At 67.7% G+C, this 14669-nt stretch carries 12 protein-coding genes; 4 read left to right on the top strand and 8 right to left on the bottom strand.

Going from position 1 to position 14669, the window contains the following annotated elements:
• Positions 1–23: 23 nt before the first annotated feature.
• Genes rodA through AC07PR_RS24215 form a run of 5 tightly spaced genes read right to left on the bottom strand, consistent with a single transcriptional unit; the run spans position 24 to position 5882 of the window.
• Positions 24–1178 (bottom strand): rod shape-determining protein RodA, encoded by a 1155-nt coding sequence (gene rodA / locus AC07PR_RS24235; protein WP_377159149.1) that lies wholly within the window; start codon positions 1176–1178, stop codon positions 24–26.
• The gene (mrdA, locus tag AC07PR_RS24230; RefSeq protein WP_483108198.1) at positions 1175–3262 is read right to left on the bottom strand and encodes a penicillin-binding protein 2; all 2088 of its coding nucleotides are present in this window, start codon (positions 3260–3262) and stop codon (positions 1175–1177) included. The genes rodA and mrdA overlap by 4 nt, the downstream gene beginning before the upstream one ends.
• Before the next feature lie 22 nt (positions 3263–3284).
• Positions 3285–3806, bottom strand: a complete 522-nt coding sequence (mreD, locus tag AC07PR_RS24225; RefSeq protein ID WP_377159147.1) for a rod shape-determining protein MreD — start codon at positions 3804–3806, stop codon at positions 3285–3287.
• Positions 3803–4783: a rod shape-determining protein MreC gene (mreC, locus tag AC07PR_RS24220; RefSeq protein ID WP_431100728.1), complete on the bottom strand. Its 981-nt coding sequence runs from the start codon at positions 4781–4783 to the stop codon at positions 3803–3805. The genes mreD and mreC overlap by 4 nt, the downstream gene beginning before the upstream one ends.
• Before the next feature lie 55 nt (positions 4784–4838).
• Positions 4839–5882, bottom strand: a complete 1044-nt coding sequence (locus AC07PR_RS24215; protein WP_067280645.1) for a rod shape-determining protein — start codon at positions 5880–5882, stop codon at positions 4839–4841.
• 308 nt (positions 5883–6190) lie between these two features.
• On the opposite strand from AC07PR_RS24215, the gene gatC reads away from it, so the two are divergent.
• Genes gatC through gatB form a run of 3 tightly spaced genes read left to right on the top strand, consistent with a single transcriptional unit; the run spans position 6191 to position 9437 of the window.
• Positions 6191–6490, top strand: coding sequence for an Asp-tRNA(Asn)/Glu-tRNA(Gln) amidotransferase subunit GatC (gatC, locus tag AC07PR_RS24210; protein WP_377159145.1), 300 nt, complete (start codon positions 6191–6193; stop codon positions 6488–6490).
• Positions 6487–7977, top strand: coding sequence for an Asp-tRNA(Asn)/Glu-tRNA(Gln) amidotransferase subunit GatA (gene gatA / locus AC07PR_RS24205; RefSeq protein ID WP_495136832.1), 1491 nt, complete (start codon positions 6487–6489; stop codon positions 7975–7977). The genes gatC and gatA overlap by 4 nt, the downstream gene beginning before the upstream one ends.
• 5 nt (positions 7978–7982) lie before the next feature.
• Positions 7983–9437: an Asp-tRNA(Asn)/Glu-tRNA(Gln) amidotransferase subunit GatB gene (gene gatB / locus AC07PR_RS24200; RefSeq protein WP_495136831.1), complete on the top strand. Its 1455-nt coding sequence runs from the start codon at positions 7983–7985 to the stop codon at positions 9435–9437.
• A gap of 51 nt (positions 9438–9488) precedes the next feature.
• Here the strand turns inward: gatB and AC07PR_RS24195 are convergent, their stop codons facing one another.
• The 3 genes from AC07PR_RS24195 to AC07PR_RS24185 all read right to left on the bottom strand — a co-directional run bounded on the left by AC07PR_RS24195 (position 9489) and on the right by AC07PR_RS24185 (position 13423).
• Positions 9489–10250 carry a hypothetical protein gene (locus AC07PR_RS24195; RefSeq protein ID WP_495136830.1) on the bottom strand — a complete coding sequence of 254 codons (762 nt, stop codon included), beginning with the start codon at positions 10248–10250 and terminating at the stop codon, positions 9489–9491.
• Positions 10250–10951, bottom strand: coding sequence for an orotate phosphoribosyltransferase (gene pyrE, locus AC07PR_RS24190; RefSeq protein WP_483108200.1), 702 nt, complete (start codon positions 10949–10951; stop codon positions 10250–10252). The genes AC07PR_RS24195 and pyrE overlap by 1 nt, the downstream gene beginning before the upstream one ends.
• A gap of 210 nt (positions 10952–11161) precedes the next feature.
• Complete coding sequence (locus AC07PR_RS24185; protein WP_377159142.1) at positions 11162–13423, bottom strand: TonB-dependent receptor; 2262 nt, start codon at positions 13421–13423, stop codon at positions 11162–11164.
• A gap of 351 nt (positions 13424–13774) precedes the next feature.
• On the opposite strand from AC07PR_RS24185, the gene AC07PR_RS24180 reads away from it, so the two are divergent.
• The gene (locus AC07PR_RS24180; protein WP_483108201.1) at positions 13775–14560 is read left to right on the top strand and encodes an exodeoxyribonuclease III; all 786 of its coding nucleotides are present in this window, start codon (positions 13775–13777) and stop codon (positions 14558–14560) included.
• The last annotated feature ends 109 nt before the right edge of the window (positions 14561–14669 follow it).

The following is a 14669-nucleotide window of genomic DNA, read 5'->3' as shown; positions in this document are numbered from 1 at the left end:
CGCCACCGGAAGCCGCCGCCCGCTCAGCGCTGCGTCCCGCCCCGGCTCTTGGCGATCGACATCAGCATCCCGAGCGACAAGCCCAGCGTCACCATCGCCGTTCCCCCATAGGAGATGAACGGCAGTGGCACACCCACCACAGGGAGGATGCCGGTGACCATGCCCATGTTCACGAACACGTAGGTGAAGAAGCTCAACGTGATCGCCCCCGCGAGCAGTCTCGAGAACAAGGTCGGCGCCTCGTGCGCGATCGCCAGTCCGCGCAGGATCAGCGCGGTGAAGCCGATCAGCAGTCCCGCCGCTCCGATCAGTCCGAACTCCTCGCCGTAGGCCGCGAAGATGAAGTCGGTCGTCCGTTCCGGAATGAACTCCAGGTGCGTCTGCGTGCCCTTCATGAAGCCCTTGCCGGTCACGCCGCCGGAGCCGATCGCGATCTCGCCCTGGATGATGTGGAAGCCCTTGCCCAGCGGGTCCTTCGTCGGGTCCAGCAAGGTGCAGACACGGTCCTTCTGGTAGTCCTTCAGCACGACCCATTTCACGTCGGGCTGGCAGATCTGGTCCTCGCTGAAGACCAGCGCCGTGATGCCCGCGCCGGCCAGCACCAGGGCCGGGATGATCAGCTTCCACGACAGCCCGGCGAAGAAGATCACGTACAGGCCCGCGCCCAGCACCAGCAGCGACGTGCCCAGATCCGGCTGCTTCGCGATCAGCCCGACCGGCACCACCAGCAGGATGAAGGCGGCGACGAAGTCGGGCAGCCGCAACTGGCCTTCGCGCTTCTGGAACCACCAGGCCAGCATCAGCGGCACCGCGATCTTCAGCAGTTCCGACGGCTGGATCTGCGTGCCGACGTACAGCCAGCGGGTCGCGCCCTTCTTCGTGATGCCGAACAGCGCCACCGCCACCAGCAGGGTCACGCCGACGGCGTAGAGCGGCAACGCGAGTTGCATCAGCCGTTGAGGCGGCACCTGCGCAGTGACGAACAGCACGCCCATGGCCAGCACCATGTTGCGGGCGTGATCGACGAAGCGGGTGCCGTGGTCGTAGCCCGCCGAGTACATGCACATCAGGCCCAGCCCCATGAGCCAGGCCATCGCAAGCAGCAGCGGGATGTCGAAGCCCTGGAACAGCGGCTTCACCCGTTGCAGCAGGCTGGGTTTGCTGAAGACGGCGCTCATCGTGAGGCTCCCTGGGTGGGACGCGACGCGGCGGCCCGCGCGACGGGCGCGGCCGGCGCCGAAGGCGCGGAGGCCCGCGAAGGGGCAGAGGCAGGCGAGGCGACCGCCGAGGCCGCCGCCTCCGGCGCGCTGGCGGCGGCGTTGGGCAGCGGAATGTCTTCGACGCGGCGCGGCGTGCCGATCGGCGCGCCGACCTGGCCGACCCGCACCTTGGCGATGTCCTCTTCGCTCGGGTAAGTCCCGGTGAGCACGTAGTCGAACACGCGGCGTGCGATCGGCGCGGCCGACTCGGAGCCGAAGCCCGCGTTCTCGACGATCAAGGCCAGCGCAATGGTCGGCGCCTGGTAAGGCGCGAACGAGATGTACAACGAGTGATCGCGCTTGCGCTCGTCCGCCTTGATGCTGCTGTAGGTCTGGCCGGCACGCAGGCCCACCGCCTGCGCCGTCCCGGTCTTGCCGGCGCTCTGGTACTGCGCGCCCGCGAACACCGCGCGCGACGTGCCTTCCAGCGTCACGTCGTGCATCGCGTTGCGGATCACGTCGACGTCCGCCTTGCGCAGCGCCAGCGGCGCCAAGGCATCGCTCGCCACGCGCCGTTGCGCGTGCTTGACGACGTCCTCGATCTCCCGCACCAGCCTGGGCCGGTAACGCTCGCCGCCGCTGGACAGCGTCGACATCGCAGTCGCCAGCTGCAGCATCGTGAAGTTGTTCTGGCCCTGGCCGATGCCCAGCGAGATCGTCTCGCCGGCGTACCACTTCTGCTGGTCGGGCCGCTTGAATGCCCGGCGCTTCCATTCGGTGCTGGGCAGCAGGCCGGTGACCTCGCCCTGGAGGTCGATCTCGGTCTTGCGGCCGAAGCCGAAAGGTTCGAGCTGGTCATGGATCATGTCCACACCCATCTCGTTGGCCAGCGAATAGAAGTAGACGTTCGACGACGTCACGATCGCCAGCCGCATGTCCTTCGGCCCCGCGCGGTCGCCGGTGGCGCTGCCGAAGACACGGCCGCCGAAGCTGAAGTTCAGGTTGTCCTGGATCACCACGTTGGCGGCCCGCTTGCCCGTGTTCAAAGCCGCCATCGCCATGTACGGCTTGAAGGTCGAGCCCGGCGGATAGGTGCCGCGCAACGCACGGTTCAGCAGCGGCTTGTCGATGTCCTCGTTGAGCTCGCGCCAGCTGTCCGCGTCGATGCCGTCGACGAACAGGTTGGGATCGAAGGTCGGCTTGGAGACGAAGGCCAGCACCTCGCCGTTGCGCGGATCCATCGCGACGAGCGCGCCGCGTCGGTCGCCGAAGAGCCGCTCCACCAGTGCCTGCAGCTTGATGTCGACCGACAGGTGCAGCGTGTTGCCAGGCGTCGGCGGGCGGTTGCGCAGGCGGCGCACCGCGCGGCCGCCCGCGCTGGTCTCCATCTCCTCGAACCCGGTCTGGCCGTGCAGTTCGCGCTCATAGGCCTGCTCCAACCCGAGCTTGCCGATGTACTCGGTGCCACGGTAGTTGGCGACGTCCTCTTCCGACCAGTCGTCCATCGCCTTCTTCTCGGCCTGGTTGATGCGGCCGATGTAGCCCAGCAGGTGCGCGCCGATGTCGCCCATCGGATAGCTGCGGAACAGCCGGGCCTTGATGTCCACGCCGGGGAAGCGGAAGCGCTGCGCGGCGAAACGGGCCACCTCGGTGTCGGTCAGCTTGGTGCGGATGGGCAGCGACTCGAAGTTCTTGCTTTCCTCCATCAGCCGCTTGAACCGCCGGCGGTCGCGCTGCTGGATGTCGATGACGGCGGACAACGCGTCGATCGTGCGTTCAAGGTCCGGCACCTTCGACGGCGTGATCTCCAGCGTATAGGCCGAGTAGTTGCTCGCCAGCACCACGCCGTTGCGGTCGACGATCAGGCCGCGGTTGGGCACGATGGGGACGACAGAAACGCGGTTGGTCTCGGCGCGCTCGAGCAGCGTATCGTGCTGCGTGATCTGCAGGTAGACGAGGCGTGCGACGAGCAGGCCGAAGCAGAACAGCACGAACGCCGCCGCCGCGAACAGCCGCAGCCGGAAGCGGCTCAGCTCCGCCTGGAGGTTCTTGATGACCGTCATCGCGGGCTTGTTCCCGGCACCCTCAGAGCGGGCGGTGCGCGTCGGGATCCGGCGCGCGGCGCTGAGGCGCGAGCAGGAGCGCCGCGGCGATCGGCCACAAGGCCGCCTGCAGCAGCGGCGCCAGCAAGAGGCTCCAACCCGGCCACATGCCACCGACGATCAGCCGGACGATGACGGCGATCGCTGTCGCAAGCACGAACAGCGGCAGCACGTGCAGTGCCTGCGCGCCCAGCGTGAACCACAACAGCCGGCGGTGCAGCGCGACGGCACCGAAGGCGAGCAGGCTGTAGGCCAGCGCATGCTGGCCGAGCAGCGCGCCGTGGTGGACGTCGATCATCAGGCCGAAGACGAAGGCCCAGCCGACGCCGACGCGGCGCGGCTGATGGACGTTCCAGAACACCAGCACCAGCGCCAGCACGTCCGGCATCCAGGGTTGCCGGCCGACGGGGACCATGTCGATCAGCAGCCCGACGATGAGGCTGAACGCGATGAACAGGGGGTTGGCGGGCAACAGCAGCTGGCTTGCGCCACGGGGCATGATCATCGTGTGCCTCCTTTCGGCGCGGACGCGGCCGATGCCGCGCGGCCGCGCGCCGGTCTGCTGGCGGCTTCAGCGGCGGCGGCAATCGCGGCGCTGGCCGCTTCCTGCGCGGCTTCGGTGCGGGCGGACTCCTGACCTTCCAGCGGCTCCAGCACCAGCACGTGGCGCGCACTGTCGGGCTGCGCGATCGGCGCCAATCCGACGCGAGCGAAGCTGGTGTCGCCGCGGCGTTCGACCTCGGCGACCTTCGCCACCGGCAGGCCCGGCGGATAGAGCCCGTCCAGGCCCGACGTCGCGAGCGCGTCGCCGGGCTTGATGTCGGCGTTGGCGGCGATGAAGCGCAGTTCCATCACGCCGCGCTCGCCGCCATAGGCGACGCCGCGCTGCTGGGTACGCGTATTGAGCACGGGGATGGTGGCGTCGCGGTCGGTCAGCAGGGTCACCTCGGCGGACAGCGGATAGACCCGCGTCACCTGGCCGAGCACGCCGGCATCGTTGACCACCGGCGCGCCGAGCCGCACGCCGCCATGGCCGCCGCGGTCGATGATGATGCGACGCGAGAAGGGATCCGGCGCCTCGTAGAGCACCTCGGCGGCGAGGCCCTTCACCGGCAGTGCCTCGCGCAGCTCGAGCAGCGCGCGCAGGCGCGTGTTCTCGGCCTGCAGCTGCGCCGCGCGGCTCAGGATCACCGCCTGCGAGGCGAGCTGCTGCCGGGCCTGGTTCTCGGCCTCCGTGGCCTTCTCCATGCCGCGGGCGTAGTCGCCGGCCTGCTCCCAGGCATCGACGGGCGCCAGCAGCGCGCGCTGCAGCGGATGCAGCGCGAGCGCCAGCCCCGCGCGTGCGGGCGCCGTGACCTGGAAGCGGGAGTCCGCCACCATCAGGAAGACCGCCAATGCCGCGCAGAAGGCCAGCTTCGTCAGTGCTGACGGGCCTTCGCGGAACAGCGGCGGTGGATTGCGGTCGAGGGTGCCGAGAGGCATGAAGATCTCAGCGAAGGAGATTCAACGCAAAGCGGCCATCTGAGGCCGCATCCACTTATTCGTTCGTGAAGATCGAACCCAGGCGTTCCATGCGCTCCAGGGCCATGCCGCAACCCCGCACGACGCAGGTCAGCGGGTCTTCGGCCACGAGCACCGGCAGGCCGGTTTCCTCGGCCAGCAACCGGTCCAGGTCGCGCAGCAGCGCGCCGCCGCCCGTCAGCATCATGCCGCGCTCGGCGATGTCGGCGCCCAGCTCCGGCGGGGTCTGCTCCAGCGCGTTCTTCACGGCCGAGACGATCTGGTTCAGCGGGTCGGTCAGCGCTTCCAGGATCTCGTTGGACGAGATCGTGAAGCTGCGCGGCACGCCTTCGCTGAGGTTGCGGCCCTTGACTTCCATCTCCTTGACCTCGGAGCCGGGGAAGGCCGAGCCGATGTTCTTCTTGATGGACTCCGCGGTCGGCTCGCCGATCAGCATGCCGTAGTTGCGGCGGATGTAGTTGATGATGGCCTCGTCGAACTTGTCGCCGCCGACGCGGACCGAGCCCTTGTAGACCATGCCGCCCAGCGAGATCACGCCGACCTCGGTCGTTCCCCCGCCGATGTCGATGACCATCGAGCCCGATGCTTCCGATACCGGCAGGCCCGCGCCGATCGCGGCCGCCATCGGCTCCTCGATCAGGTAGACCTCCGAGGCGCCCGCGCCCAGCGCGGCGTCGCGGATCGCGCGCTTCTCGACCTGCGTGGAGCCGCAGGGAACGCAGATGATGATGCGGGGCGACGGACGCAGCAGCTTGGTGTCGTGCACCATCTTGATGAACTGCTTGATCATCTGCTCCGTCACCACGAAGTCGGCGATCACGCCGTCCTTCATCGGGCGGATCGCCTCGATGTTGCCGGGCACCTTGCCCAGCATGGCCTTGGCTTCGTGGCCGACGGCCTGGATGGTTTTCTTGCCGTTCGGGCCACCTTCGTGGCGGATGGCGACGACGGACGGTTCGTCCAGCACCACGCCTTTTCCGCGGACGTAGATCAGCGTGTTGGCGGTGCCCAGGTCGATGGCGAGGTCGGTGGAGAAATAGCGGCGCAGGGAGGCGAACATGTGTGTAGGCAAGACCTGGACAAGACGCTTCGGCACCTGGAGCCGCTGGTCAACGTCGAACTACACGCAATCGGCGGCATTCGACGGCATCAAGCGGCGTTCGTCTGCGTTCTGTCCGGGCGGCTGCGATTCGGGGCGGTTCGGGTCGGGTAACCGCGCGGACCGGCGGCGTCCGCGCGAGCGAGATTCCTTGCCATAAGGAACGAGGCTGCACTGGCAGCCTCGGCTCATGGAGATAAGCGGGGATAATAACTGATCACCCCCTGGTTTGGCCCGTCTGCAAGCCATCCGTAAGCGTTTCAATCTCCATGGCACTCACCCACGACGACGTCAGCCGGATCGCCAAACTGGCCCGGCTGGAACTTTCCGGCGACGAGCAGGCCGCGCTGCTGCCGCAGCTCAATGGCTTCTTCTCGATCGTCGAGCAGATGAGCGCGGTCGACACCAGCGGTGTCGACCCCCTCTACACGCCGCTGTCGGCGGTCCAGGAAGTGGCCCTGCGGCTGCGCGAGGACCGCGTCACCGAAACCGACCAGCGCGAACTCAACCAACGCAGCGCCCCCGCCGTCGAGGATGGCCTGTTCCTGGTCCCGAAAGTCATCGAATGACCACGCCTCTCCACCACCTCGGCGTGGCCGAGCTCGGCCGCGCCTTGCGCGCCAAGACGGTCTCCAGCACCGAACTGACGCAACATCTGCTTGCGCGTGTTGCCGCGGCGAAGGATCTCGGCGCCTTCCTGCACGTGAACGCGGACTACGCGCTCGCCCGGGCCAAGGACGCGGACGCGCGGCTGGCCAGCGGTGAAGCGGGCGCGCTGATCGGCGTGCCGCTCGCGCACAAGGACATCTTCGTCACCCGCGACATGCCGACCACGGCCGGCTCGAAGATGCTCGAGGGCTACCTCAGCCCCTTCGACGCCACCGTCGTCGAGCGCTTGAACGCCGCTGGCACGGTCTCGCTGGGCAAGCTGAACTGCGACGAGTTCGCGATGGGCTCGGCCAACGAGAACAGCGCCTACTTCAAGGCGCTGAACCCCTGGGACCGCACGCGCGTGCCGGGCGGCTCGTCGGGCGGCTCGGCCGTCGCCGTGGCCGCCTGCCTCGTTCCCGCGACGACAGGCACCGACACCGGCGGCTCGATCCGCCAGCCGGCCAGCTTCTCGGGCATCACGGGCATCAAGCCGACCTACGGCGTGTGCTCGCGCTACGGGATGATCGCGTTCGCGTCCAGCCTGGACCAGGCCGGCGTGTTCGCGCGCTCGGCCGAGGACTGCGCGCTGCTGCTGTCGACGATGAGCGGCTTCGACGAACGCGACGCCACCAGCGTCCAGCAGCCGCCGCAGGACTTCAGCGCGCAGATGCTGACGCCGCGTGAAGGCGCGACCGCCACGCAGCCGCTCAAGGGCCTGCGCATCGGCCTGCCCAAGGAGTTCTTCCCGGCGGCGCTGTCCGCCGACGTGGACGGTGCCGTGCGCGCCGGTCTGGCGGAGCTGGAGAAGCTGGGCGCGACGCTGGTGGACGTGTCGCTGCCGCGCACCGAGCTCGCGATCCCGGTCTACTACATCATCGCCCCGGCCGAGGCGAGCTCGAACCTGTCGCGCTTCGACGGCGTGAAGTTCGGGCACCGCGCCAAGGACTACGGCAACCTGATCGACATGTACGAGAAGACCCGCGCCGAAGGCTTCGGCGCCGAGGTCAAGCGCCGGATCATGATCGGCAGCTACGTGCTCTCGCACGGCTACTACGACGCCTACTACCTGCAGGCGCAGAAGCTGCGCCGCATGATCGCGGACGACTTCCAGCAGGCCTTCCAGCACTGTGACCTGATCGCCGGCCCGGTGGCGCCGACGGTCGCATGGAAGCAGGGCGAGGGCGCGGACGATCCGGTGAAGGCCTACCTCGCCGACATCTTCACGCTGCCCGGCTCGCTGGCCGGCCTGCCCGGCATGAGCGTGCCGGTGGGCAGCGGCGAGGGCGGCATGCCCGTGGGCCTGCAGCTGCTGGGCAACTACTTCAAGGAAGGCACCCTGCTCCACGCCGCGCACGCGCTGCAGCAGGCCACCGACTGGCATCGCCAGCATCCGGCGGGGGCGTGAACGTCATGAGCAAGAACAGTCAACTGGTGCGGGGCTACGAGGTCGTCATCGGCCTGGAGAACCACGTCCAACTCTCGACCGAATCGAAGATCTTCAGCGGCTCGTCGACCGCGTTCGGCGCGGCCCCCAACACGCAGGCCAGCGCCGTCGACCTGGCCTTGCCCGGCACGCTGCCGGTGCTGAACCGCGGCGCCGTCGAGCGTGCCATCCGCTTCGGCCTGTCCGTCGGCGCGAAAGTGGCGCCGCTGTCGATCTTCGCGCGGAAGAACTACTTCTATCCGGACCTGCCCAAGGGCTACCAGATCAGCCAGTACGAGATTCCCGTCGTGCAGGGTGGCCACATCGAGTTCTTCGTCGGCGACGAGAAGAAGGTCGTGAAGCTCACTCGCGCCCACCTGGAAGAGGACGCCGGCAAGAGCCTGCACGAGGACTATCACGGCCAGTCGGGCATCGACCTGAACCGAGCCGGCACGCCGCTGCTGGAGATCGTCTCGGAGCCCGAGATGCGCTCCGGCGCCGAGGCCGTCGAATACGCGAAGACGCTGCACGCGCTGGTGATGTGGCTGGGCATCTGCGACGGCAACATGCAGGAGGGCTCGTTCCGCTGCGACGTCAACGTCTCGGTGCGCAAGCCCGGCGCGCCCTTCGGCACGCGTCGCGAGATCAAGAACCTCAACAGTTTCCGCTACTTGGTCGACGCGGTGAACTACGAGGTCAACTGGCAGATCGACCAGATCGAGGACGGCCTGGAGATCCAGCAGGCGACGGTGCTCTACAACCCGGACACCGGCGAGACCCGCTCGATGCGCACGAAGGAAGACGCGGCCGACTACCGCTACTTCCCTGACCCGGACCTGCCGCCGCTGATGATCTCGGCCGAGTGGGTCGATCGCGTGCGCGGCGAGATGCCCGAGCTGCCGACCGTGATGGCCGCGCGTTTCCAGGAGGCCGACGGCCTGCCCGCCTACGACGCGACGATGATGACGCAGAGCCTGGCGACGGCGCGTTTCTATGAGGCCGCGCGCGACCTCTGCGGCGCGCCGAAGCTGGTCGCGAACTGGGTGATGGGCGAGGTCTCGCGCCGGCTCAACAGCGAGGAACGCAGCATCGACAGCGCGCCGGTGACGCCCGCGCAACTGGGCGCGCTGATCAAGCGCATCCATGACGGCACGATCAACAACAACTCCGCCAAGCAGGTGTTCGAGGCGTTGTGGACGGGCGAAGGCGCCGATGTCGACGCGATCATCGACGCCAAGGACCTGAAGCAGTCCAACGACACCGGCGAGATCGAGCGCATCCTGGACGAGGTGCTCGCCGCCAACGCCAAGTCGGTCGAGGAATTCCGCGCCGGCAAGGAGAAGGCGTTCAACGCGCTGGTCGGCCAGGCGATGAAGGCGGCCAAGGGCAAGGCCAATCCGGCCACCGTCAACGAGCTGCTGAAGAAGAAGCTCGGCGCCTGACGACCGGCTGGCTGGCGGCGAAGGCCGACCCACCGGCCTCCGCGGTGCGCGTCAGCGCCCGCTGGCCGGGGAGGCCTGCACCGGCGGCTTCGCCGGCGCGGGCTGCGACGGGGAGGACGTCGCGGACTTCTCCAGCGAGCCCGGCGCCGCGCCGGCCCACAGCCGCTTGAGACGCGCCAGCTCATCGTCATAGAGCTTGTTGACGCGCACGATCTCGGCCTTCTGGTTGTCGATCGACTCGCGCTGCGCGGCGGCCGAAGCGTCGTTCATGTCGAGCTGGTGCTGCAGCTTCATCGGCATCCGCTTGCCCTTGTAGAACTCCGCGTCGTCGAGCATCGGTTTGCGCTCGGCCGCGAGCACCTGCAGGCGTTTCTCGGACTGCTGCATCGCTTCACGGATGTCGTCGAGCGCCGCCTCACGTGCGCGCTGATGCGCGGCCTGATCGGCATAACGCTGCAACAGGTTGCGGTCGCGTCGGATCGCATCCTGCTGGGCAGCGCGCTGGACTTCCTCCATGCGCTTGCGCTGATCGAAGGCCGCCTGCTCCTCGGGCGACATCGCCGGCGGCTGCATCCTGCGGACCGAGCCGTCGGAGTTCAGCACCCGCTGCTCACGCGACTGGCATTCCGGGATCGGGCGATCCGACGTGAGCCGGCGCCCATCGGGCGTCGTGCACGTATAGATGTTGGACGGCGGCGGCGCCTTCGTCTGCGCCCAGGCGGCGCCCGCGAGCGCGCCGGTCAGCAGCAGACCGGACAGCGTCGACCTCATGATCAGGCGGGACAGCAGACGGCGTGAGAGGGAAGCGCGCATCAGACTCCGTAGCGATCTCTGTAGGCATGGACCGCCGTCGCATGGGCGGACACGGCGGTGCTGCTGGTGGTCTGCAGATACTGGAGCAGGTCCGACAAGCCCGCAATGGCGACAACCGGCAGCTTCAACTGGTCGCGCACGTACTGTACCGCCGACCAGGGGAGATCCTGACCGTTCTCGGCGGCCTTCTCCTGGCGATCCAGCGCGATGGCCACGCCGCAGGGTGTGGCGCCGGCGGCCTGGATCATCGCGATCGATTCGCGCACGGATGTGCCGGCGGAGATGACGTCGTCGATGATCAGCACGCGCCCCTGGACCTTGGCGCCGACCAGCGTGCCGCCTTCGCCGTGATCCTTGGCTTCCTTGCGGTTGTAGGCGAACGGCTTGTTGTGGCCCAGCCGCGCCAGTTCGATCGCGACCGCCGCGGCCAGCGTGATGCCCTTGTAGGCGGGGCCGAAGATCATGTCGAACTCGACGCCCGAGGCCAGCAGCCGCTGCGCGTAGAACTGCGCCAGCCGGCCGATCTTGAGGCCGTCGTCGAACAGGCCGGCATTGAAGAAGTACGGGCTGAGACGACCCGCCTTGGTCTTGAACTCGCCGAAGCGCAGCACGCCGGTGTCGACGGCGAAGGCGACGAATTCCTGGGCCAGGGCGTCCTGGGAATCCGGGCTCTGGGCCTGGCGATTGGCGGCGGTGGTCATGGCAGCGGGACGTCGAGACGTGAGATTGAAATTGGGCCGGAATTGTAGGGCGGCGGTCTTGGCCACCCCACGGGTGACGCAGCGCGTCATGTCGCCTGAATTCAGCAGTTGAAGCAAGAAGAAGGCCTGCTCCGTCGCCGGAAGCAGGCCCACTTTTTGCAGGGTGGCCCGCGGGCCACTGTGCTGCGCGACGCGGTGTGGTTCAGCCGATCAGAAGATCGCCTTGAACTGGACGCCGTAGGTGCGCGGGTCGTTGATGAAGCCGGTGTTGTTGTTGAAGTCGATCGCGCCGGTGACGCGGATCTGGTCCGTGATGTTGCGGACGAAGCCAGCGACTTCGTACTTGCCGTTGCTCCAGATGTAGCCCACGCGCAGGCCGCCTTCGGTCAGCGACTTGCCGGTGAACTCCTTGGCCTCGTACAGGAAGAAGTTGACCTTCGAGCGGTAGGCCCAGTCGGTGTAGATGTAGAACTCGTTGCCGGCCGCGGTCGGGATCGAGTAACGCGCGGTCAGGTTGGCGACCCACTTCGGCGCGTTCGGCAGCGGATTGCCGTCGATGCTGTAGTTGGTCGTCGAGCCCGCCACCAGCGGATCCGTCATCGTGCAACCGCCGCCGCAAGCCGGCAGCGACAGCGTGTTGTCGCGGATCTTGGTGTTGTTCAGGCTGCCGCCCAGGGTGATCAGCAGTTGATCGACCGGCAGCACTTCCAGGTTCAGTTCGACGCCGTTGCCTTCGGCCTTCTTGGCGTTCAGCAGACGGTTGGCGTTGTTCTGGCCGCCGACGGCGGTCAGCTGCAGGTCCTTCACGGTGTAGGTGAAGGCGCTGGCCGACAGTCGCGCGCGGCGATCCCAGAAGTCCGACTTGACGCCCACTTCATAGGAGGTGACGTTCTCCGGCGTCGCCTGCGACTGGCCGGCGAAGCGCGACGCGCCCTGGACGGACGAGGCGCGGAAGCCGGTGGCCACGCGCGCATACAGGTTGGTGTCCTTCGTGACCTTGTAGGTGCCCGACACGTCCCAGTTCCACTTGGAGTCGCCGGTGTTGGCGGTGACACCGGTGGAGGTGTTCAGGTCGGTGTAGTCGCTGCTGACCTTGACGTCCTTCTTGTCGTGCGTGAAGCGCAGGCCGCCGCGCAGCTGGAAGTCCTGCGTGACCGCGTAGTTCACCGAGCCGAAGGCCGCCCACGCGGTGTTCTTCTGGTACGTGTCGACATAACCGGCGGCCAGGCCGGTCGCGGTCGTGTAGTCGGTGCTGCGCGCGGTGTAGCGCTCGTCGAAGAAGTACAGACCGCCTTGCCAACGCAGCGGGCCGGCCGCGGCGGACTCGACGCGGAACTCCTGCGTGATCTGGCGATGGCCGCTCATCGAGCTCGACGACTCGGCCGGGAAGGTCGCCTGACCTTCCTGCGTGTACGGCTTGGGGCCGAAGTACACGAAGCCGCCATCCACGTCGCCGCGGCTGAAGGGGCGCACCGACTCGTAGCCGGTGATCGAGTACAGGTTGATCGCGCCCAGGCCCCAGCGCAGACGGGCGCTGCCGCCGGTGGCGTGCAGGGTCTGCTCGTTGACGCCGTCGGTGTAGGACTTCTCGGGATCGAAGCCGTCGACCAGATCGTTGGTGCCGGTCTTGATGATCGAGGAACGGAACACGCGCGCGCTGCCCTTCAGGTCGCGGCCGTGGAAGTTGAACAGCGCGCTGAAATCCTTGTGCGGCTGGTACAGCGCCTGCAGACGCAGGGCGCGGTCGTCGTAACCCTCGAGCTCGCCGGTCTTGCCGGTGGGCACCTGGTTCTTGACCCAGTCGTCACGGTGCTGGATCTGCGCGGAGATGCGGGCGGCCCAGTCGCCGGTCAGCGGCACGTTGGCGGCGCCTTCCAGGTTCATCGTGCCGTAGGTGCCGTAGGAGACGTTCAGGTAGCCCTCCTGGCGCTGCGACGGCTTGACCGAATCGAACTTCACGACGCCGGCCGGCGTGTTGCGACCGTAGAGCGTGCCCTGCGGGCCGGCGACCACTTCGACGGCGGCCAGGTCGAAGGCCGGGAAGCCCTTCAGGATCGGGTTCTCCTGGACCACGTCGTCATACACCAGAGAGACCGGCTGCGACGCGTTCAGGCGGAAGTCGGTGTTGCCGTAGCCGCGGATGTAGAAGCGCGGGAAGGCGCGGCCGAACGACGATTCGATGTTCAGGCTGGGCACGCGGCCCGACAGGAAGCGCACGTCCTGGCCGGCGGAATTCAGCACGTCCAGCTTTTCGCCGGAGATCTTCGTGACCGCGTTCGGCACTTCCTTGATGTTCTCGACCCGACGCTCCGCGGTGATGGTCACCGTCTCGAGCTGACCCTTCTCCTTGGTTGCGGCATCGGTCTGGGCGTCCTGCGCCAGTGCGGGCCAGGCGAGCAGGGCCAGCGACACGGCCGCGGCGGCCTCGCGCAGCGCCGGGACGGCGGCGCGCTGGGTGGCGAATCGATTCATGGATGGACTCCGGGGGAAGGATGGAAAACCGGGGAGGCCGACCGGGACACCGACGGGTAAACCGGGTTCACAGACGGCAAAAATGTGGGCGCCGGTTGGCGCGGTGGACGCGAATCTAGCAAGTTCGTCATAAAGACGTCACCCTCCGCACCACGGCGGTGCGCTTTCTGTTGCCCAAACACTGCACCTGATCGCGTGTCGCCCGAATGAGCGTGGACGGCGCATGAAGCGGGCGCTACGTGGTGCAGCGTGATCCCTCGACGGCGGGCCGCATTCCCCCCGCTGCTGCCAACTTCGGAACGAGGCTTTGCGATACTGCCGCCCTCTTCCAGGGTCACCCGTCCACCGCCCATGCGCTTCATCACCCTCAACCTCAACGGCATCCGCTCGGCCGCCACCAAGGGCGTCTTCGACTGGCTGCCGCCGCAGCAGGCCGACGTGGTCGGCGTCCAGGAACTCAAGGCGCAAGCCGACGTCGTCGAATCGCAGTTCGCGGGTTACGACACCCTGAGCGGCCACTTCCACTACGCGCAGAAGAAGGGCTACTCCGGCGTCGGCCTCTACACGAAGGAGACACCCAGCGACGTGATCGTCGGCTTCGGCAGCAGCGAGTTCGACAACGAAGGCCGGTGGATCGAGAAGCGCTTCGACAAGCCGGGACGCAAGCTCAGCCTCATCAGCTGCTACTTCCCCAGCGGCTCCAGCGGCGAGGAGCGCCAGGCCGCGAAGTTCCGCTTCCTGGCGGAGATGTACCCCTACCTGATGGCCCTGCGCGCGGAGCGCGAGTTCATCCTCGTGGCCGACGTCAACATCGCCCACAAGGAGATCGACCTCCGGAACTGGAAGAGCAACCAGAAGAACAGCGGCTTCCTGCCCGAGGAACGCGACTGGATGACGCGCCTGCTCGAGAAGGACGTCGGTCTGGTGGACGTCTTCCGTCTCCTCAACGACAAGCCCGATCAATACACCTGGTGGAGCAACCGCGGCCAGGCCTGGGCGAAGAACGTGGGCTGGCGCCTGGACTACCACTTGGCAACCCCCGGCATGGCCCACCTGGCCACGCGCGAAGCGATCTACCTCGACCAGCGCTTCAGCGACCATGCGCCGTTGACGATCGATTACGACTTCAAGTTCTGAGTCTTTTGAAGACGTTCTCTGACTGCGCCAGCCGGGGGGGGGGGGGGGGGGGGGGGGGGGGGGGGGGGGGGGGGGGGGGGGGGGGGGGGGGGGGGGGGGGGGGGGGGGG

The organism is Roseateles sp. GW821-FHT09H11 (assembly GCF_059415845.1).
The sequence above is the reverse complement of the archived record's forward strand: the minus strand, read 5'-3'. Positions and strand labels throughout refer to the sequence as shown.

Excerpts from the sequence above, each read along its gene's own strand:
- rodA (WP_377159149.1), bottom strand. The coding sequence starts at position 1,178 with ATGAGCGCCGTCTTCAGCAAACCCAGCCTGCTGCAACGGGTGAAGCCG.
- mrdA (WP_483108198.1), bottom strand. The coding sequence starts at position 3,262 with ATGACGGTCATCAAGAACCTCCAGGCGGAGCTGAGCCGCTTCCGGCTG.
- mreD (WP_377159147.1), bottom strand. The coding sequence starts at position 3,806 with ATGATCATGCCCCGTGGCGCAAGCCAGCTGCTGTTGCCCGCCAACCCC.
- mreC (WP_431100728.1), bottom strand. The coding sequence starts at position 4,783 with ATGCCTCTCGGCACCCTCGACCGCAATCCACCGCCGCTGTTCCGCGAA.
- AC07PR_RS24215 (WP_067280645.1), bottom strand. The coding sequence starts at position 5,882 with ATGTTCGCCTCCCTGCGCCGCTATTTCTCCACCGACCTCGCCATCGAC.
- gatC (WP_377159145.1), top strand. The coding sequence starts at position 6,191 with ATGGCACTCACCCACGACGACGTCAGCCGGATCGCCAAACTGGCCCGG.
- gatA (WP_495136832.1), top strand. The coding sequence starts at position 6,487 with ATGACCACGCCTCTCCACCACCTCGGCGTGGCCGAGCTCGGCCGCGCC.
- gatB (WP_495136831.1), top strand. The coding sequence starts at position 7,983 with ATGAGCAAGAACAGTCAACTGGTGCGGGGCTACGAGGTCGTCATCGGC.
- AC07PR_RS24195 (WP_495136830.1), bottom strand. The coding sequence starts at position 10,250 with ATGCGCGCTTCCCTCTCACGCCGTCTGCTGTCCCGCCTGATCATGAGG.
- pyrE (WP_483108200.1), bottom strand. The coding sequence starts at position 10,951 with ATGACCACCGCCGCCAATCGCCAGGCCCAGAGCCCGGATTCCCAGGAC.
- AC07PR_RS24185 (WP_377159142.1), bottom strand. The coding sequence starts at position 13,423 with ATGAATCGATTCGCCACCCAGCGCGCCGCCGTCCCGGCGCTGCGCGAG.
- AC07PR_RS24180 (WP_483108201.1), top strand. The coding sequence starts at position 13,775 with ATGCGCTTCATCACCCTCAACCTCAACGGCATCCGCTCGGCCGCCACC.